The organism is Vibrio sp. 10N.286.55.E10, assembly GCF_002872555.1.
Classification (GTDB): domain Bacteria; phylum Pseudomonadota; class Gammaproteobacteria; order Enterobacterales; family Vibrionaceae; genus Vibrio; species Vibrio crassostreae.
Map to the genome: position 1 here is coordinate 33,224 of NZ_MCSD01000013.1, position 18,338 is coordinate 51,561.

Consider the following 18,338-nt stretch of genomic DNA (forward strand, 5'->3'; position numbering starts at 1 on the left):
CATTGTCTGTTTAAAGATTAGCACTATGCGGTGGCTTTTTTTGCTGAAGTGATCTCATATCCACTGTCTTGCGTAATGACAGCTCGAAATATTGGTTAACTAATGGCCTGCGAGATATTCATTAAAAAGTGATATAGTAGAGAAAATTGAGGATGTAATTAGGAGTCTTAAATGCTGTCAAAAACTATGGTTGAGCAACTGAATGATCAAATTAACCTAGAATTTTTCTCATCCAATCTATACTTACAAATGAGTGCTTGGTGTGAAGACAAAGGATTTGAAGGTGCAGCAGAGTTTCTGCGTGTTCATGCAGTAGAAGAAATGGAACATATGCAGCGCCTTTTCACTTACGTAAGCGAAACAGGTGCAATGCCAATTTTGGGTGCAATTGAAGCACCAAAACACGAATTCGAAAGCCTTGGCGCAGTGTTCCGTGAAACTTATGAACATGAGCAGATGATTACTGAAAAGATCAACAAACTGGCTCACGTTGCTTTCAGCACACAAGACTACTCAACCTTTAACTTCCTGCAATGGTACGTTGCAGAGCAACACGAAGAAGAGAAGTTGTTTAAAGGTGTATTGGATAAGCTAGAACTTGTTGGTGAAGACGGTAAGGCACTGTTCTTTATTGATAAAGACCTAGCGCAATTGGCAAAAGATGGTTCATCTTCAATTATGGAAGCTCCTGCCGTTTAGGTAGTACGAGAAAGACACTGATTATCTTTTTCTTTTGAGTTTTCTTATGAAGATGTAGGGAGGAAAGGATGATCAGCGGCGACACTATTCTATTTGCACTAATGGTTGTGACTTGCGTGAACTGGGCGCGTTATTTTACTGCGCTAAGAACGCTCATTTATATTATGCGAGAAGCGCATCCTCTACTTTATCAACAAGTAGACGGAGGCGGTTTTTTCACAACTCATGGCAATATGACCAAACAGGTTCGTCTGTTTAGTTACATCAAAAGCAAAGAGTATCACCATCACCATGATGAAGTGTTCACTTCCAAGTGTGATCGTGTGAGACAGTTATTCATACTCTCTTCCGCCCTTCTGGGTGTAACGTTGCTGGCTTCTTTCATCGTCTAAGTTATTTAGTGCGTGTGAAGTAGAACTTAGTTTTTGGTGTAAAGCTTTGGTTGTTGGTTTGCTAAGCCAAGTCGTGGTTTTGATGTTGTCTGCAAATTGTACAATTGAACATCAATTGCAAAGTTTAAAATTGCCGCTAAAATAGCGAGCAATTAGTAAGGATGTGCTGTTTATGCACATCCTTTTTTATTGATGGCATTTCGAGAACAGGGCGTACTCGGGCTGCAAAAGTGAAGAAAAGCAGAACCACATGAGTGAAAAATTTGATGTAATCGTAATTGGTGCGGGCGCCGCGGGCTTAATGTGTGCTGCGGAAGCTGGTAAACGCGGCCGACGAGTGCTGGTGGTTGATCATGCAAAGAAACCAGGCAGAAAAATTTTAATCTCAGGTGGCGGTCGTTGTAACTTCACTAACTATGATGTTTCAGCCAACAACTTCCTGTGTAATAACCCTCACTTCGTGAAGTCAGCTTTATCTCAATACACCAACTGGGATTTTATCTCAATGGTGAGCAAGTACGGTATTGAGTTCGAAGAGCGAGACCACGGCCAATTGTTCTGTGTGAATGACCATACCGCAAAAGACATCGTGAGTATGCTGCTTGACGAGTGTAAGCAGGCGAAAGTTGAGCAGCGTTATCGTTGTGATGTTCATTCTATCGAAAAGACCGATTCTGGCTTCAAGATGCATCTCAATACCGACCAAGTTGAGTGTGACTCACTGGTGGTAGCGACTGGTGGTTTGTCGATGCCTAAGCTGGGCGCAACGCCATTTGGTTACAAGATTGCAGAGCAATTTGGTTTGTCTGTGATGCCAACTACCGCAGGCTTGGTGCCATTCACTCTACATAAAGAAGATAAAGAAGCTTTCGCTGAGCTTTCTGGCATCGCAATTCCTGCCGAGATCACCGCGCAAGACGGAACCTTGTTCAAAGAAGCATTGTTGTTTACTCACCGCGGCCTATCGGGTCCTTCAGTACTGCAAATTTCTTCGTTCTGGAAAGCGGGTCAGTCGGTTTCGATTAATCTAGTTCCAGAAGTAGACGTTGCCGAGCTACTTGAAAATTCTCGCGAGAAACACCCAAATCAAAGCCTGAAAAATACCTTAGCGAAAGCATTACCAAAGCGTTTTGTTGAGGTGTTGATTGACCGTAAAGAGCTGGAAGACAAGCCGCTTAAACAGTTCAACGAAAAGCAGCTTAGTGGCATTGTTGAGCACCTAGAGAACTGGAAAATTGCGCCAAATGGCACTGAAGGCTACCGAACGGCCGAAGTAACTCTAGGTGGCGTGGACACCAATCACCTATCTTCAAAAACCATGGAATGTAAGAGCGTCTCTGGCCTCTACTTCATCGGTGAAGTGATGGACGTAACAGGCTGGCTTGGAGGTTATAACTTCCAGTGGTGCTGGAGTTCTGGCTTTGCAGCAGGTCAGTGGGTTTAAGCTTACCCATAGATTTAAAATTACATAAAAATGGCGAGTCATACGACTCGCCATTTTTGTATCTAGTTTAGCGTTAAAAGTAACTCAATTGATGACTTTCTCGATCAATCGAGTCTTTTCGCTCTTATTTACGCAGTTTTGTTTTTTGAAAATTTGATCTGTTGAACCACTAAACCAGCAATGATCAGTACCAAGCCAAACAGTGTCGCTGGGTGAATTTCTTCGCCGATAATCGTGGAAAGTAGCATCAACGAGATAAATGGTGATGCGAAAATCAGGTTGCTGATACGAGCTGTGTTGTTGGTTAGCTTGAGTGCTGATAACCACAATACAAAGGTAATTCCCATCTCGAATAGGCCAACGTAAGTCACCGCCATCCAGCCCTTCGCCGTGATTTGGCTAAAGCTTTCGCCCTCAAAAATGGTTAAACCGATCGCGAATGGCAATGCCACTAAGAAACCAAGCAGTACACCCACCACAGGATCTGCCTTGTTTTTGGTGTTGAGAATCCAGTATCCCGCCCAAAGCAAAGTTGAAAGCAGCGCTAGCGCCACACCGAGTGGGCTATCGAACTGCATTCCTAACACGTCGCCTTTGGTCGCAATAACTACCACACCCGCATAGCTGAAGGTACACGCAATCCAATCTTGTTTACGAATCTTTTGCCCTAGAAAAACCGCTGCCATTAAGGTTAGCGTGATCGCCCAGCTGTAGTTGATGGCTTGAGCTTGTGAAGCGGGAAGCAGGTCGTATGCTTTGAATAGAATCAGGTAATAGGCCAATGGGTTGACCAAGCCGAGCAGTAAGTAATACCAAGGGTTTGAAAGGAACGTAGTACTCAGCTGAGAAAGCTTGCCCTGAAAGGCGCAGACTGCGATCAGCGCAATCGACGACACAATGCTAGCGATAGTCAGCATTTGAATAGGTGAAAACTCAGCAAGGGTCAGCTTAAAAGCAGTAGCGACCGTTGACCACAGCAGTACTGCGGAAAGGCCAAAGCCTAAGGCACGACGTTCGTTCATGGCAACTCATTTTAATTTGATGGGACAGAATACGGAGCGCCTAGTCTATCTGTCGAATTTTAATACGGCAAACTGGACATTTATCCAGTATCAAAATACCATTTAATGAGTTATTTCCAATTAGGCTAAATCATTATCATGCAATGGATTATCGAACATCAGGCAACGCTTATTGCTGCAATTTCTGGCGCGCTCGTCAGCGGTGGCGTCGTGGGTTGGTGGATTAAACAGAAGCTCTCTTTTCAGCAGCGATTGCTCGAGCAGCAGCTAGAGTCCGATCGTTTGTTGCATGAATCTCAGCAAGCTCAGCTCAAATCATCACTCGCAGAGGCGCAACAAGAACTCAATGAGTTAGATGATGACCGAGACAAAGCGGCATTCGAGCTCAAGCAAGCACACGGTAAGGTGATGGCTGCGATGGAAAAGCTGCGCTACTTTGAGGCAGTAAAGCAAGAGCGCCAGCAGTACGCTGATGAGATCAATGTGCTGAAAGACCATAAATCTGAATTGGAAGCCGAACTGCGCGAACAAGAAGCAAGGCATGATCAAGAAAACCTCGCCAATAGCGAAAAGCTGCAGTTGCTAGAACAAGCTGAATCTCGACTTAAGCAGCAGTTTGAATTGTTAGCGAACCAACTTTTTGAGAGTAAAACCGCCAAGGTCGATCAGCAGAACAAGCAGAGCCTAGAAGGTTTGTTGTCTCCACTAAGAGAGCAGTTGGAAGGCTTTAAGAAGCAGGTTAACGATAGCTTTAGCCAAGAAGCCAAAGAGCGCCATACCTTAGTGCATGAGCTGAAAAACCTGCAGCGCCTTAATGAAAGCATGACGCGTGAAGCGGTTAACCTGACTCAAGCACTAAAGGGCGATAACAAACAACAAGGTAACTGGGGTGAAGTGGTACTGGCTCGCGTGCTTGCTGAATCAGGGCTGCGCGAAGGTCACGAATACCAAACGCAAGTGAACCTACAGAACGATGCAGGTAAGCGCTATCAGCCGGATGTGATTGTGCATTTGCCACAAGATAAGCAAGTAGTGGTGGATTCTAAAATGGCATTGGTCGCGTTTGAGCGTTACTTCAATGCCGAAACCGATCAACAGCGTGATGCCGCATTGCGTGATCATTTGGCTTCATTGCGAGCGCATATTAAAGGCTTGAGCCAGAAAGATTATCATCAGCTCAAAGGCATACAGAGCCTGGATTACGTGTTGATGTTTATCCCGGTTGAGCCAGCATTCCAAGTGGCGATTCAGGCTGATCCTAGCTTGGTGAAAGATGCGATGGAGCAAAACATCATCTTGGTCAGCCCAACCACCCTGCTGGTGGCACTGCGTACCATTGATAATCTTTGGCGCAACGACAGACAGAACCAAAATGCACAAGTTATCGCGGAACGTGCGAGCAAGCTTTACGACAAGCTGCGCCTGTTTGTTGATGATATGGAAGGCCTTGGCAGCTCACTTGATAGAGCCAACCAAAGTTATCAAGGGGCGATGAATAAGCTAGTCACAGGGCGAGGCAACGTGATTCGTCAGGCCGAAAGCTTCAAGCAATTGGGTGTTGAAGTGAAGAAACCGATCTCGATTGGTTTGGCTGAAATGGCGCAAAATGAGGCTTTTTCAGAAAATGCCTCCTTAGTAGAAAGACAACCTGCTGAGGATAAAGTAAACTAATCGGCCGCAGCGCCTCTAAATACAAAGAGCGCTGTCGATGAGAACTTACCATGGTAGATAACAGCATTATGGACACAAGCGTGCAGACAAATTCAGCAGTAGAGTCAGAAACCACACACTTTGGTTTCGAAACAGTCGCAAAAGACGAAAAAGTCGCGAAAGTAGCAGAGGTATTTCACTCTGTAGCCGCTAAATACGACATCATGAATGACTTAATGTCGGGTGGTGTTCACCGCTTGTGGAAGCGATTCACGATTGATTGTAGTGGCGTGCGCCCGGGTCAACGTATCCTAGACCTTGGTGGTGGTACCGGTGACCTGACTGCGAAGTTCTCGCGTATCGTTGGTGAAAAAGGCCACGTGGTTCTTGCTGATATCAACAACTCAATGCTGAATGTTGGCCGTGATAAGCTGCGTGATAGCGGCATTGTTGGCAACGTACACTATGTACAAGCGAACGCTGAAGAGTTGCCTTTCCCGGATAACTACTTCGATTGCATTACCATCAGCTTCTGTCTGCGTAATGTAACCGATAAAGACCAAGCGCTGCGTTCAATGTACCGCGTGCTTAAGCCGGGTGGTCGTCTGTTGGTTCTTGAGTTTTCTAAGCCAGTGCTTGAGCCACTATCAAAGGTTTACGACGCATACTCTTTCCACCTATTGCCAAAAATGGGTGAGCTGATTGCTAACGATGCAGATAGCTACCGTTACCTTGCAGAATCTATCCGCATGCACCCTAACCAAGAGACTTTGGAAGGCATGATGCAGGAAGCGGGTTTCGAGAATACTAAATATTTCAACCTAACGGGCGGCATTGTTGCGCTGCACCGCGGTTACAAGTTCTAGTCGAACTTGGTAGCAGGCTCGTTGAGCGTGCTAAACAATAAGAATAAAGACAGAACGGATAGGTTAAGGCTTATCCGTTTTCAAAGGTAAGGACAGTCATGCCATTTGATCCATTGGTAACCGCGGTTATTGAAACCTCTTTAAATACTTTCGTGAACGATGATCCAGCTTTGGTTCGTCGTTTGTCTCGTTTAAAGGGGCAGATCATTCAAGTTAATTTGAAAGAGTTGAATAAAACACTCACTTTCGTTTTCAGCCAACAAATTGATGTGTTGTCGGAATACGAAGGGCAGCCTGATTGCTACCTATCTTTGAATTTATCGGTGTTACCGGAACTGCGTGAGCAATCGAACATCACCAAGCTGATCAAGCAAGATAAGCTGATCTTAGAGGGTGATATTCAACTGGCTCAGAAATTTGCTCAACTGATGACAGACTGCAAGCCTGACTTGGAAGAGTGGTTATCGCGCGTAACAGGTGATGTGGTTGCTCATACCTTGGTCCAAGGCGTTAAAAACGTCGGTGGTTTTGTGGCAAAGCAAGCCAGCAAACATCAAAGCCATGTTGCTCAAGTTCTGACTGAAGAGTGGAAGATCGCACCAGCACCGTTAGAAGTCGCGCACTTTTGCGATCAAGTTGATGACGTGAAAAGCTCTGCAGCACGCCTTGAAGCTAAGTTGAACGCCCTGTTGGAGAAAGCATGACCCCAACAGAACTGAAACGTCTTTATCATATTATCAAGGTACAGTTGGAATATGGCCTTGATGAATTGATGCCAGAGCACCAATTGACCAAAGCCCCTTTATTGGCGCGAAAGTCACTGTTTTGGCTTAAAAATAAGCATCAAGATAAAGAGTTGGGTCATCGCTTACGTCTAGCGCTGCAAGAGCTTGGCCCTGTATGGATCAAGTTCGGACAGATGATGTCGACACGTCGCGATCTGTTCCCTCCTCATATCGCGGATCAGTTGGCATTGTTGCAAGACCAAGTTGCGCCATTCGATGGTCAATTGGCTAAACAAGATATGGAAAAGGCGCTCGGTGGCAGTTTAGATAACTGGTTTACCGACTTTGATATCGAGCCTCTGGCTTCTGCTTCTATCGCTCAGGTGCATACCGCAAAGCTTAAAGAGAGCGGTCGTGAGATTGTTCTCAAGGTAATTCGACCTGATATTCGCCCGGTGATTGACGCAGATCTAAAACTGATGCACCGAATGGCGCGTATAGTCGCTAAGTCGCTTCCTGAAGCACGTCGTTTGAAACCTGTTGAGGTGGTTCATGAGTACGAGAAAACCTTACTTGATGAACTAGACCTGCGCCGTGAGGCGGCCAATGCGATTCAACTGCGACGTAATTTTGAAGGCAGTGAAGAGCTGTATGTTCCAGAGGTTATCCCTGATTTAAGCAGTGAAACCTTGATGGTGTCAGAGCGAATCTATGGTATTCAGGTTTCGGATATTGAGACGTTAAACTCCAACGGCACCAACATGAAATTGCTCGCGGAACGTGGTGTGACCGTATTCTTCACCCAAGTATTTCGAGACAGCTTTTTCCATGCAGACATGCACCCGGGTAACGTATTCGTTAACCCAGAAAATCCAGATAACCCGCAGTGGATTGGTTTGGATTGTGGCATTGTCGGCACACTCAACAGTGAAGATAAGCGTTATTTAGCAGAAAACCTGCTGGCTTTCTTCAACCGAGATTATCGTAAAGTCGCTGAGCTGCACGTTGATTCGGGGTGGGTGCCACACAACACCAACGTTAACGACTTTGAGTTCGCGATTCGCATGGTGTGTGAGCCAATTTTTGCAAAACCACTTGGCGAGATCTCATTTGGCCATGTGTTGCTAAACTTATTTAATACAGCAAGACGTTTCAACATGGAGGTTCAACCTCAGTTGGTGCTTCTGCAGAAGACCTTGTTGTATGTGGAAGGCCTAGGCCGCCAGTTGTATCCGCAGCTTGATTTGTGGGCAACCGCCAAGCCTTTCCTTGAAACCTGGATGATGAATCAGGTGGGGCCGCAAGCTGTGATTAACGCAGTAAAAGAGCGCGCGCCATTCTGGGCAGAAAAACTGCCAGAGCTGCCAGAGCTACTTTATGACAGCTTGCGCCAAGGTAAAGCGATGAACCACAGAATGGATCAGCTTTATCAAGGTTACCGAGATAGTAAGCGTCAGCAAGCAACTGGAAAGTTTTTGTTTGGCGTTGGAGCCACTTTAGTCGTATGCTCCGCAATATTAGTTTCAAGCCCTTATGAGCAGCTATCTATGGGCTGTGGCATCGCAGGTGTCACATTTTGGTTGCTTAGTTGGCGAGCTTACCGTCGTTAGACAGTAGACTCTCTTAATATTTTTTATGTGTAGACAGACCCGAGGACAATGACAATGGGTGGTATCAGTATTTGGCAACTTCTAATCATTGCTGTAATTGTAATTTTGCTATTCGGAACAAAGAAACTGCGCGGTATGGGTGGTGACTTAGGTTCAGCGGTTAAGGGCTTCAAAAAAGCGATGAGCGATGAAGACAAGCCTGCAGATAAGAAAGATGCAGACTTCGAACCAAAGAATATTGAACAGCAGAAGACAGAAGCTCACGCTGAAACAACTGCTGAAACAAAGAAAGACAAAGAGCAGGCGTAAATCGTGTTTGATATCGGTTTTTGGGAACTGGTATTAATATCTGTCGTTGGGTTAGTGGTTTTAGGGCCTGAGCGTTTGCCCGTGGCGATTCGCAGTATTTCCAAGTTTGTTGGACAAGCGAAAAGCATGGCAAATAGTGTGAAAGATGAACTTTCTCATGAGCTTAAGGTGCAAGAGCTGCAAGAAAACCTACGCAAGGCGGAAAAAATGGGTATGGAAGATTTATCTCCAGACCTTAAAGCGTCAGTCGATGAACTCAAGCAGGCCGCTGCTGAGGTTCAACGTCCGTATGCTAAGCCTGAGTCTGATAAGCCAAGTGAGACTAAACCTAGTGTCACGGAAACTGTGGAATCTGAAACCATTCAGGTCAACAGCGAAGCTTCAGCACCGTCAGATAAGAAAACCGAATAGTCTCGCAAGGAGGAGTCGCCGGATACTTGAGTCGCTAGATGTTTAAATAGATAGCTATTCAAGTAAATAACTATTCAAGTGGATACCAATTCAACTGGATAGATACACGCGCGGCTCCTTTTCGATCTTCCTGTTTAAGAGGTTTGACATGTCTTCGACTGAGCAGACACAGCCTTTAATTAGCCACCTTCTAGAACTACGTAATCGTCTACTACGTGCGATTGTCGCGGTGCTAGTGATATTTGTCGGGCTAATTTATTTTGCTAATGATATTTATGAATTCGTATCAGCACCTTTGGTAGATCGTCTACCTGAAGGGGCGACGATGATCGCAACCGATGTTGCATCGCCATTTTTCACACCACTGAAATTAACCTTGATCGCGTCTATATTCCTCGCGGTTCCGTTTATTTTGTATCAGGTGTGGGCTTTTGTTGCTCCGGGTTTATACAAGCATGAAAAACGCTTGATCATGCCGCTATTGGCTTCAAGTTCATTGCTGTTTTACTGTGGTGTGGCGTTCGCTTACTTCATTGTATTCCCGTTGGTATTTGGCTTTTTTACGGCCATATCATTAGGGGGGGTAGAGTTCGCAACCGACATCTCAAGCTATCTTGATTTTGTACTCGCGCTGTTCTTTGCTTTTGGTATTGCCTTTGAAGTGCCCGTTGCGATTATCTTGCTATGTTGGACGGGGGCAACAACGCCTCAATCTCTATCTGAAAAGCGTCCTTACATCGTTGTAGGTGCTTTCATCATCGGTATGATGCTGACACCACCAGATATGATCTCACAAACACTGTTGGCGATTCCAATGTGTATTCTGTTTGAGATTGGTCTGTTCTTCGCACGTTTTTATACGCGTAAGCCAGATGCGGATGAAGAGGAAGAAGCTGAGTCTTAATTCGGAATGCTTCAGTAAGAATCACATAATAAAAAAGCGGCCTAGGGCCGCTTTTTTATTATGTCTGTTTATCGAATCTTTAACTGATAGCCACAGTTCTGACATATATAGAGCTCTTTGATGCCCAAAATCTTATGCCATAGGGTTCGATGTTGACGTTGTAAGTGTTGTGAATGGTCACACATAATCAACTACCTCCATATGCAGGTGGTTGATACTATACATATCACTTAGCTTTCTCAAATAAATTCAGGATAAATCCGTAATAATTACTTATTAATAGATTCATCATAGATTAAACAATGCCTTAGCATTTGTGCTGGTTATGTTTTCGACTTCTTCAAGGGTAATTCCGCGCAATTCGGCGATGCGTTTTGCCACCAATTCTGTATAGGCTGGCTCATTACGTTTACCGCGATTCGGTGTTGGTGCCAAGTATGGGCAATCTGTCTCTAGAATGACGTAATCCATATCAAGATGTGGGATTACCTTGTCCATCCCTGAGTTCTTAAAGGTCGAAACGCCGCCTAAACCTAAGTGAAAACCTAACGCATTGATCGCTTGAGCTTCCTCTAAGCTGCTGCCAAAACAGTGGAATACCCCGCGTAAGCTGCCATCTTGTTCTTTACGAAGTAGGGCAAGTGTCTCTTCAATGGAATCACGGGTGTGGATCACCACCGGTAGATCGAGCTCTTTTGCCCACTGCAGTTGAGTCACGAAAGCCATCTCTTGTTCAGCCTTGAAGGTTTTATCCCAGTACAAGTCGATACCAATCTCACCCACGGCGATAAAGTCATGCTTATCAAACCAAGCTCGAATGGTTTTGAGGGTTTGCTCGATATTCGCATCGACATAGCAAGGGTGTAAGCCCATCATTGAACGGCACACACCAGGAAACTGCGCTTCCGTTGCTAACATTGGCTCGATAGATTCTAAATCGATGTTCGGCAATAGAATGGTATCAATCCCTTGAGCCAGTGCGCGCTGTACGACTTGCTCGCGGTCTTCATCAAATTCGCTCGCGTAAATATGAGCATGGGTGTCGATCATTGTTTTGTCCTGAAAGCGGTCTTTACTGAGTTGTCATGAGTATACGGCAGTGTGAGGAGAAGGTCATTTTTTGCCATTTATCCCTGTTTTTGAGTGGGTTTCATATTTTACTGCTAGCGTCCTGAGCCATCAGTGATATGCTTTTGCCTGTATTTAGCACTTTTCATATCTAAGTATTTCGGTGCTTAGACTAGGCAAGGAGAATCTAGTGTCTGTTTCAATTCAAGGTCAATTCCCAGGTCGCCGTATGCGCCGTATGCGTAAGCACGACTTTAGCCGTCGCCTAATGGCAGAAAATCAATTGTCTGTGGATGATCTAATCTACCCAATGTTTATCCTGATGGGTAAAGACCGCCGCGAGCCTGTCGAGTCAATGCCAGGTGTTGAACGCTTGTCTATCGACTACATGCTTGAGGAAGCAGATTACCTGTCAAAGCTGGGTGTTCCTGCGATTGCTCTATTTCCAGTCGTGAACCAAGATGCTAAAAGTTTATGCGCAGCTGAAGCTCATAACTCAGAAGGTTTAGTGCAGCGCGCTGTACGTTTACTAAAAGAGCATGTGCCAAACATTGGCGTTATTACTGACGTAGCACTAGACCCATTCACCACTCACGGCCAAGACGGCATCATCGATGAAGATGGTTACGTGATGAATGATGAGACGACTGAAGTCTTGATCAAGCAGGCACTATCACACGCTGAAGCGGGTGCTGACGTGGTTGCACCATCGGACATGATGGACGGTCGTATTGGTAAAATCCGTGAGGCGCTAGAAGAAGCGGGCCATATTCACACTCAGATTATGGCGTACTCTGCGAAATACGCATCGTGCTATTACGGTCCATTCCGCGACGCAGTCGGCAGTGCTTCGAACCTGAAAGGTGGTAACAAGAAGAACTACCAGATGGATCCTGCGAACAGCGATGAAGCGATTCACGAAGTCGCGATGGATCTTAATGAAGGTGCGGACATGGTGATGGTTAAGCCTGGCATGCCTTACCTAGATATCGTGCGCCGTGTGAAGCATGAACTTCAAGCGCCGACATTTGCATATCAAGTGTCTGGTGAGTATGCGATGCACAAAGCGGCGATTCAAAACGGTTGGCTGAAAGAGCGTGAAACCGTCATGGAATCACTGCTGTGCTTTAAGCGCGCTGGTGCTGATGGCATTCTTACTTACTTCGCTAAAGATGTGGCTGAATGGCTTGCAGAAGACAATGCACAAGCCGCAGAGCACTTAAAAGAAAAGTAATCGTGTAGAGTTCACTTAAGTGATCAGTAAAGGGTTGGCCATTGTGCCAGCCCTTTCGTTTATAAGGATGAATAAGATGTCAGTTGTCGTGCGTGAAGGTTCGTTAGAAGAAGTGGTGTCTGTGGTCGAGCAGATCTCTGAGTTCGCTAAAAAAGAGAGTGTCGCTTCTCTTTCAGAGCGGCTGGTAGGGAAAAAGAACCTTATCTTAGTAGCTGAAGAGGCTGGGGTGCTGCTTGGTTTTAAGATCGGCTATGAATTGGATCAGCAGACTTTTTACAGTTGGTTTGGTGGGGTGTCACCGCTCGCGAGGAACAAAGGCGTTGCACAGGCGCAATTAGACGCTCAGGAACAGTGGGCGAAAGAGCAGGGCTACAGACAGTTAAAGGTTAAGTCTCGTAACCAGTTCTCAGCCATGCTGCGCCTGTTATTAAGAAACGGTTACCTAATCGAAAAATTTGAAGAAAAAGAAGACATTAATGACCATAGAATCCATTTTTTGAAGCAAATTTGAACACTGTCGTTAACAGCATATAAATTAAATGAGATTTATTATCATTTAATTGTTGACTATCAAATGAGAATCATTATTATTAACTTCGTCTTAGGGAATGAGGAAATGTTCACAAGGATGTTAAGTACTCAAGTATCTACTTGGTTACCCAACAGAATTCTCGCGAACTTGTACTAAGTTCTTTTTGACACGACATTGCTCACATTGCTTCCAGTGTAATTTATAGCTTTTAGGTAAAGCTGTGGTATTCAATTTGAATGGCTTTACCGGTTTTTGCTAGGCGACATCTTCGGGTGTCGCTTTTTTTATACCTACCATTTCAACAAGATGCATATTTAGTGGCACGTATTTTTATGAATAAAACGCCATCAGCATTCTTTTCCACAACGCAAGATCGAGAAAAGATCGTTGATCATCTGTTCGATCTGTAAAATTATCCTTTATTTTCAGTTGCTTATTGGTGTTTTTTGAGTTGTTTACCTTAGTTCTCAACAGGGTGGATAAATAATATAAACAGAGTTATCCACAGAACGCTTGCGTCTAAGAACAAAAAATAACAACAAATCGATTATAACGAACACAACCGAGTGAACGGATACAGATCGACAACGTGGAATCCAACCAACAGACGTGGCATTCTTAACAGATAATTTCTGTACTTACTGGATACACAAACATTATGGCTCGTATTCCTGATAACCCATTGATTCTGATCGATGGCTCTTCTTACCTATATCGCGCGTTCCATGCTTACCCTGGCACAATGAGCAATGGTGATATCCCAACTAACGCCGTTTACGGTGTAGTTAACATGCTGCGCAGCATGATGCGTCAATTTGCTTCTGATCGTATTGCGGTAATTTTTGATGCGAAAGGAAAGACGTTCCGTGATGACATGTACCCAGAGTACAAGGCAAATCGTCCACCTATGCCTGATGATCTTCGTTGTCAGATTGAGCCTTTACACAATGTGATTCGTGCAATGGGTTTGCCACTTATCTCTATTCCCGGCGTTGAAGCGGATGATGTGATCGGTACACTTGCTTCTCAAGCTTCTGCGATGGGTATGCCTGTGCTTATTAGTACTGGCGATAAAGATATGGCGCAGCTGGTCGATGACAACGTTACTCTGATCAACACCATGACCAACGTGGTCATGGATCGTGAAGGCGTGATTGAGAAGTTTGGTATTCCACCAGAGCTTATCATCGACTACCTTGCACTGATGGGCGATAAAGTCGATAACATCCCAGGTGTTCCAGGTGTTGGTGACAAGACAGCGACTGCTTTGCTGCAAGGCATCGGTAGCATCGAGAAGTTGTACCAAAATCTTGATGATATTGCGGCGCTTGGTTTCCGTGGTTCAAAGACCATGGCTAAGAAGCTGATTGATAATAAAGACAACGCTGAGATGTCTTACGAGCTTGCTACGATCAAATTGGACGTCGAGTTAGAAGAGACACCTGAGTCGCTTGTAAAAGCACAACCAAACACGGATGAGCTGATTAAGCTATACGGTCAACTGGTCTTCAAGTCTTGGTTGAACGAGCTACTTGAAGGTGGCAGCGGTGTGGTTGAGGCGGATGAAAAGTCGGGCGCAGTGCGTAGCAATACGGCATCAACCACTTCTACCGTAGAAATGAACACCTCTGCCGTGACCATTGATCGCAGCAACTACGAAACCATCCTCGATGAAGCGTCATTCAATGTTTGGCTAGAGAAACTGAAAGCGGCTGAAGTGTTTGCCTTTGATACTGAAACAGACAGCCTAGATTACATGGTGGCGAACCTCGTTGGCCTGTCATTCGCGACTGAAGAAGGCGTTGCCGCTTACGTGCCAGTTGCTCATGATTACCTAGATGCACCGCAGCAGCTGGATCGTGATTGGGTACTTGAACAGCTTAAGCCGATTCTTGAAGATGATGCACAAGCAAAAGTAGGTCAGAACCTTAAGTATGATATGAGTGTGCTAGCGCGCTACGGTATCGAGATGAAAGGCATCAAACACGACACCATGTTGGCGTCTTACGTTTTCAATAGCGTAGGTGGCAAGCATGATATGGACAGCCTAGCGCTACGTTTCCTACAGCACAGCTGTATCTCATTTGAGCAGATCGCAGGTAAAGGTAAGAAACAGCTTACTTTCAACCAGATTGAGCTGGGTGAAGCCTCTCCATACGCTGCAGAAGATGCTGACGTGACACTACGTCTTCATAATCGTTTGATGGAAAACATTGAGCAAGATGAAAAGCTAAAAGCCATCTATGAAGAAATTGAAGTACCACTGATCCCTGTGATGTCTCGCATTGAACGCACTGGCGTATTCATCGATGACATGTTGCTAGGCGCTCAATCGCAAGAGATTGCGGTTCGTCTGGATGAGCTAGAACAGAAAGCCTACGAGATTGCTGAGCAAGAGTTCAACATGAACTCGCCAAAACAGCTGCAAGCGATCCTGTTTGAGAAAATGGGCCTGCCTGTTATCAAGAAAACGCCATCAGGTGCACCTTCAACCAATGAAGAAGTGCTGCAAGAACTGGCTCTTGATTACCCGCTACCTAAGCTGATCATTGAGTATCGTGGTCTTGCGAAGCTGAAGTCTACCTATACAGATAAGCTGCCAAAGATGATCAACGCTGAAACCGGCCGTGTTCATACGTCTTACCACCAAGCGGTAACGGCGACGGGTCGTTTGTCTTCGACGGATCCAAACCTACAGAACATCCCAATTCGTAATGAAGAAGGTCGTCGTATCCGCCAAGCATTCGTTGCACAACATGGTTGGAAGATTCTAGCGGTCGATTACTCTCAAATTGAATTGCGTATCATGGCGCACCTTTCGGGTGATAAAGCGCTTCTGGAAGCATTCCAACAAGGTAAAGATATCCACGCGGCAACCGCGGCTGAGATCATTGGGGTTGATATTGAGCAGGTAACGACGGAACAACGTCGTCGCGCTAAAGCGGTTAACTTCGGTCTTATCTACGGCATGAGTGCTTTTGGCTTGGCTAAGCAACTGGGTATTCCACGTGGCGAAGCACAACATTACATGGATACTTACTTCGAGCGTTACCCTGGCGTGATGCAGTATATGGAAGACACGCGCAGTGCGGCTTCAGAGCAAGGTTTCGTAGAAACCATTTACGGTCGTCGTCTGCACCTTCCTGAAATCCAATCTCGTAATGGTATGCGTCGTAAGGCGGCTGAGCGTGCGGCGATCAACGCACCAATGCAAGGCACAGCGGCAGACATCATTAAGAAAGCGATGCTATTGGTTGATGAATGGATCCAAGCGGAAGGCGATGGTCGTGTGAAATTGCTTATGCAAGTACACGATGAATTGGTATTTGAAGTAGAAGAGTCATCTTTAGCCGAAATTGAAAGTAAAGTACAAGAATTGATGGAATCCGCTGCAGAGCTAGAAGTGCCGCTTGTCGCGGAAGCTGGCCACGGTGACAACTGGGATCAAGCCCACTAATCAGTTTTTGACCTTAATAAGTAAATTAGTATGAGCCAGTGCACAAACACTGGCTTTTTTTTGTCTCAAATAAAGTCAGGTCGTAGTAAGAATTTAGGTGTTTTAATAAAACATTCATGAAAAAAAACTACAAAAGTTGTTTTCATTTCTGAGCAATTGTTGTACATTAAATCTCGTAGGGTACAGAGGTAAGATGTTCTATCTTTCAGACCTTTTGTTTCACGTTATTGGATTAGGCTGATTCAGCCGCCCCAGTCAGTATTTGACTGGGGCGTTTTTTCTTGTGCGAAAGAAAAATATTTCCAACCTGCTATCCCCCCAAAAACCTCTCGTTTTTAGTGTCTTTCATTACACTTTCTCAAGCACAGTGATAAACCCCCTGATTTGCCTTAGATCTGGAATTCGACCAGCTTTTGGTAATTTAAATCCGTCTCTAAGTTGATTGTTTTATCGCTTGAAATAACTTTTATTTTACAAGTGATCGATAAAGGATTGATGGCTCACGCCTTATTTATCAGTGTATTGAGTCGGTGAATGCTCAATGTAATCCATGATTTTCTGTTGTTTCTCGGTGCTGTATTTCAGTGCTTCGGCGGTGATCTGGATGGATTGCGCCATCGAAGAGATATTGTTGGTCGCTTTTACCAAGGTTTGCTGCATTGGTTTCAGGATAAGCAGATAGATAGCGGTCAAAGCGATAATAATGACGGCGATAACGGCCGCCAGCGCAATGATGATCTTGGTCTGAATATCATCCAACAGCATTTGACTGGTTTGTTTAAAGGCGAGTCGAGATTGGTCTAAGGCTTGTGGCAGTTGATTGAGGGATGTCTTGGTGGAGCTCGCAAGCTTATTGATACTTTCAACGGTTTGGTTCAAGGCTTGTTGCTGGTCTTCGCTTAGGTTGGGGTTGTTGACTATCGCCTGCAAAGATTGCGATATCACCTCAAGAGACTCACTCGCATCTTGGGCGTACTTTTCCATCCCATCTAAGTCCAAGGTCATATCGACATTGATCAGTGGGGTTTGTTCTTGTTCTGCTTCAGAAGCAAATCCTGTCAGTGAGACCAACATAAGTGCAATGATAGCCAATGGTGTTTTCCACATGAGTATTCCTTTCTCATTATCCTGTTTATTTAGATGTGTTTTTTAGTATGGTTCACTTCTGTTGCTTGTAACGGGTTAATCCTGTCTTTGATTCTCAGTTTTTGAGTTTAAATCGCTAATTTTAGGGAAAAAAATACCCCACCTATATAAGGAGGGGTATTGATAAGGCTAAATTACTTGCTGTAAGTGCTCTAACCTATAGTGATAAGTAGGGGAACTACTCTGAGTCGTTGTGCTCTTCGTCCGCTAGCTCATCAATGATTTGATCAGCAAGCGCAGGGGCAAACCACTCATCCATCTTGGCACGCAGTTGGTCTACGCCGATGCCTTTCATAGAAGAGAAGACATCAACCGCAACATCACCACCGAAAGATTTTGCATCGTTGCGGATTTTCAGTAGCTGTGCTTTACGCGCGCCACTTTTCAGTTTGTCTGCTTTTGTTAACAAAACCTGTACTGGGATGCGGCTATCGATAGCCCAGTAGATCATTTGTTGGTCAAGGTCTTTCATTGGGTGACGGATATCCATCAATACCACTAAACCTTTCAGGCTTTCACGTCGTTGTAGGTATTCACCTAACGACTTCTGCCATTTTTTCTTCATTTCAAGCGGTACTTGAGCAAAGCCATACCCAGGTAAATCGACGATATGACAACCGTCCGTCACCTTAAATAGGTTGATTAGCTGAGTTCGACCGGGTGTTTTACTGGTTTTCGCCAAGCTTTTTTGGTTGGTAACGCGATTTAGCGCGCTAGATTTACCAGCATTGGAGCGTCCTGCAAACGCAATTTCGATCCCTTCGTCTTCTGGTAAATGACGAATATCAGGTGCACTGGTAATGAAATGCGTGTTTTGATAATGAATTTTTACGCTCACTGTTAACTCCATCTCGACTTTGTGTAGTCGA

At 45.0% G+C, this 18,338-nt stretch carries 17 protein-coding genes; 13 read left to right on the forward strand and 4 right to left on the reverse strand.

Annotated features, from left to right (window positions below):
• The first annotated feature begins 171 nt into the window (after nucleotides 1–171).
• From ftnA to BCV39_RS09645, 3 genes are all read left to right on the forward strand, one after another.
• Entirely contained in the window at nucleotides 172–699 is a 528-nt protein-coding gene (gene ftnA, locus BCV39_RS09635; RefSeq protein WP_017066029.1) for a non-heme ferritin, read from the forward strand.
• A gap of 68 nt (nucleotides 700–767) precedes the next feature.
• The gene (gene uspB, locus BCV39_RS09640; protein ID WP_048661272.1) at nucleotides 768–1,091 is read left to right on the forward strand and encodes a universal stress protein UspB; all 324 of its coding nucleotides are present in this window, start codon (nucleotides 768–770) and stop codon (nucleotides 1,089–1,091) included.
• Nucleotides 1,092–1,341: 250 nt separating this feature from the next.
• Nucleotides 1,342–2,535 carry an NAD(P)/FAD-dependent oxidoreductase gene (locus tag BCV39_RS09645; RefSeq protein WP_102432217.1) on the forward strand — a complete coding sequence of 398 codons (1,194 nt, stop codon included), beginning with the start codon at nucleotides 1,342–1,344 and terminating at the stop codon, nucleotides 2,533–2,535.
• A 128-nt stretch (nucleotides 2,536–2,663) separates the two neighbouring features.
• Here the strand turns inward: BCV39_RS09645 and BCV39_RS09650 are convergent, their stop codons facing one another.
• Nucleotides 2,664–3,557, reverse strand: a complete 894-nt coding sequence (locus BCV39_RS09650) for a DMT family transporter (protein WP_102432216.1) — start codon at nucleotides 3,555–3,557, stop codon at nucleotides 2,664–2,666.
• A 138-nt stretch (nucleotides 3,558–3,695) separates the two neighbouring features.
• Here BCV39_RS09650 and rmuC point away from each other — a divergent pair, with 138 nt between their 5' ends.
• The 7 genes from rmuC to tatC all read left to right on the forward strand — a co-directional run bounded on the left by rmuC (nucleotide 3,696) and on the right by tatC (nucleotide 10,032).
• The gene (gene rmuC / locus BCV39_RS09655; protein ID WP_102432215.1) at nucleotides 3,696–5,228 is read left to right on the forward strand and encodes a DNA recombination protein RmuC; all 1,533 of its coding nucleotides are present in this window, start codon (nucleotides 3,696–3,698) and stop codon (nucleotides 5,226–5,228) included.
• Between the two features lie 65 nt (nucleotides 5,229–5,293).
• On the forward strand, nucleotides 5,294–6,073 hold the full coding sequence (gene ubiE / locus BCV39_RS09660; RefSeq protein WP_026012235.1) for a bifunctional demethylmenaquinone methyltransferase/2-methoxy-6-polyprenyl-1,4-benzoquinol methylase UbiE: 780 nt from the start codon (nucleotides 5,294–5,296) through the stop codon (nucleotides 6,071–6,073).
• A 98-nt stretch (nucleotides 6,074–6,171) separates the two neighbouring features.
• Nucleotides 6,172–6,777 (forward strand): SCP2 domain-containing protein, encoded by a 606-nt coding sequence (locus BCV39_RS09665; RefSeq protein WP_102432214.1) that lies wholly within the window; start codon nucleotides 6,172–6,174, stop codon nucleotides 6,775–6,777.
• Nucleotides 6,774–8,408 (forward strand): ubiquinone biosynthesis regulatory protein kinase UbiB, encoded by a 1,635-nt coding sequence (gene ubiB / locus BCV39_RS09670; RefSeq protein ID WP_102432213.1) that lies wholly within the window; start codon nucleotides 6,774–6,776, stop codon nucleotides 8,406–8,408. The genes BCV39_RS09665 and ubiB overlap by 4 nt, the downstream gene beginning before the upstream one ends.
• Nucleotides 8,409–8,462: 54 nt before the next feature.
• Entirely contained in the window at nucleotides 8,463–8,717 is a 255-nt protein-coding gene (gene tatA, locus BCV39_RS09675; protein WP_017060154.1) for a Sec-independent protein translocase subunit TatA, read from the forward strand.
• Between the two features lie 3 nt (nucleotides 8,718–8,720).
• The gene (gene tatB, locus BCV39_RS09680; protein WP_102432212.1) at nucleotides 8,721–9,128 is read left to right on the forward strand and encodes a Sec-independent protein translocase protein TatB; all 408 of its coding nucleotides are present in this window, start codon (nucleotides 8,721–8,723) and stop codon (nucleotides 9,126–9,128) included.
• Nucleotides 9,129–9,276: 148 nt separating this feature from the next.
• Nucleotides 9,277–10,032: a twin-arginine translocase subunit TatC gene (gene tatC, locus BCV39_RS09685; RefSeq protein ID WP_017060156.1), complete on the forward strand. Its 756-nt coding sequence runs from the start codon at nucleotides 9,277–9,279 to the stop codon at nucleotides 10,030–10,032.
• Between the two features lie 288 nt (nucleotides 10,033–10,320).
• Here the strand turns inward: tatC and BCV39_RS09690 are convergent, their stop codons facing one another.
• Complete coding sequence (locus tag BCV39_RS09690) at nucleotides 10,321–11,082, reverse strand: TatD family hydrolase (RefSeq protein ID WP_102432211.1); 762 nt, start codon at nucleotides 11,080–11,082, stop codon at nucleotides 10,321–10,323.
• Between the two features lie 208 nt (nucleotides 11,083–11,290).
• On the opposite strand from BCV39_RS09690, the gene hemB reads away from it, so the two are divergent.
• The 3 genes from hemB (at nucleotide 11,291) to polA (ending at nucleotide 16,323) form a co-directional block, all read left to right on the forward strand.
• A complete protein-coding gene (hemB, locus tag BCV39_RS09695; protein ID WP_017060158.1) occupies nucleotides 11,291–12,334 on the forward strand; it encodes a porphobilinogen synthase in 1,044 nt (347 codons plus the stop codon).
• Nucleotides 12,335–12,410: 76 nt separating this feature from the next.
• Nucleotides 12,411–12,845 carry a GNAT family N-acetyltransferase gene (locus BCV39_RS09700; protein WP_048661279.1) on the forward strand — a complete coding sequence of 145 codons (435 nt, stop codon included), beginning with the start codon at nucleotides 12,411–12,413 and terminating at the stop codon, nucleotides 12,843–12,845.
• Between the two features lie 679 nt (nucleotides 12,846–13,524).
• A complete protein-coding gene (gene polA / locus BCV39_RS09705) occupies nucleotides 13,525–16,323 on the forward strand; it encodes a DNA polymerase I (protein WP_057621837.1) in 2,799 nt (932 codons plus the stop codon).
• Nucleotides 16,324–16,830: 507 nt separating this feature from the next.
• Here the strand turns inward: polA and BCV39_RS09715 are convergent.
• Together BCV39_RS09715 and yihA are read right to left on the reverse strand one after the other, a co-directional pair.
• Complete coding sequence (locus BCV39_RS09715) at nucleotides 16,831–17,430, reverse strand: GTP-binding protein (protein ID WP_102432209.1); 600 nt, start codon at nucleotides 17,428–17,430, stop codon at nucleotides 16,831–16,833.
• Between the two features lie 217 nt (nucleotides 17,431–17,647).
• Entirely contained in the window at nucleotides 17,648–18,307 is a 660-nt protein-coding gene (gene yihA, locus BCV39_RS09720; protein WP_017060162.1) for a ribosome biogenesis GTP-binding protein YihA/YsxC, read from the reverse strand.
• Between the last annotated feature and the right edge of the window lie 31 nt (nucleotides 18,308–18,338).

Bases quoted from the DNA above. Each gene is read 5' to 3' on its own strand.
- ftnA (WP_017066029.1), top strand. From the start codon at position 172: ATGCTGTCAAAAACTATGGTTGAGCAACTGAATGATCAAATTAACCTA.
- uspB (WP_048661272.1), top strand. From the start codon at position 768: ATGATCAGCGGCGACACTATTCTATTTGCACTAATGGTTGTGACTTGC.
- BCV39_RS09645 (WP_102432217.1), top strand. From the start codon at position 1,342: ATGAGTGAAAAATTTGATGTAATCGTAATTGGTGCGGGCGCCGCGGGC.
- BCV39_RS09650 (WP_102432216.1), bottom strand. From the start codon at position 3,557: ATGAACGAACGTCGTGCCTTAGGCTTTGGCCTTTCCGCAGTACTGCTG.
- rmuC (WP_102432215.1), top strand. From the start codon at position 3,696: ATGCAATGGATTATCGAACATCAGGCAACGCTTATTGCTGCAATTTCT.
- BCV39_RS09665 (WP_102432214.1), top strand. From the start codon at position 6,172: ATGCCATTTGATCCATTGGTAACCGCGGTTATTGAAACCTCTTTAAAT.
- ubiB (WP_102432213.1), top strand. From the start codon at position 6,774: ATGACCCCAACAGAACTGAAACGTCTTTATCATATTATCAAGGTACAG.
- tatA (WP_017060154.1), top strand. From the start codon at position 8,463: ATGGGTGGTATCAGTATTTGGCAACTTCTAATCATTGCTGTAATTGTA.
- tatC (WP_017060156.1), top strand. From the start codon at position 9,277: ATGTCTTCGACTGAGCAGACACAGCCTTTAATTAGCCACCTTCTAGAA.
- BCV39_RS09690 (WP_102432211.1), bottom strand. From the start codon at position 11,082: ATGATCGACACCCATGCTCATATTTACGCGAGCGAATTTGATGAAGAC.
- BCV39_RS09700 (WP_048661279.1), top strand. From the start codon at position 12,411: ATGTCAGTTGTCGTGCGTGAAGGTTCGTTAGAAGAAGTGGTGTCTGTG.
- polA (WP_057621837.1), top strand. From the start codon at position 13,525: ATGGCTCGTATTCCTGATAACCCATTGATTCTGATCGATGGCTCTTCT.
- BCV39_RS09715 (WP_102432209.1), bottom strand. From the start codon at position 17,430: ATGTGGAAAACACCATTGGCTATCATTGCACTTATGTTGGTCTCACTG.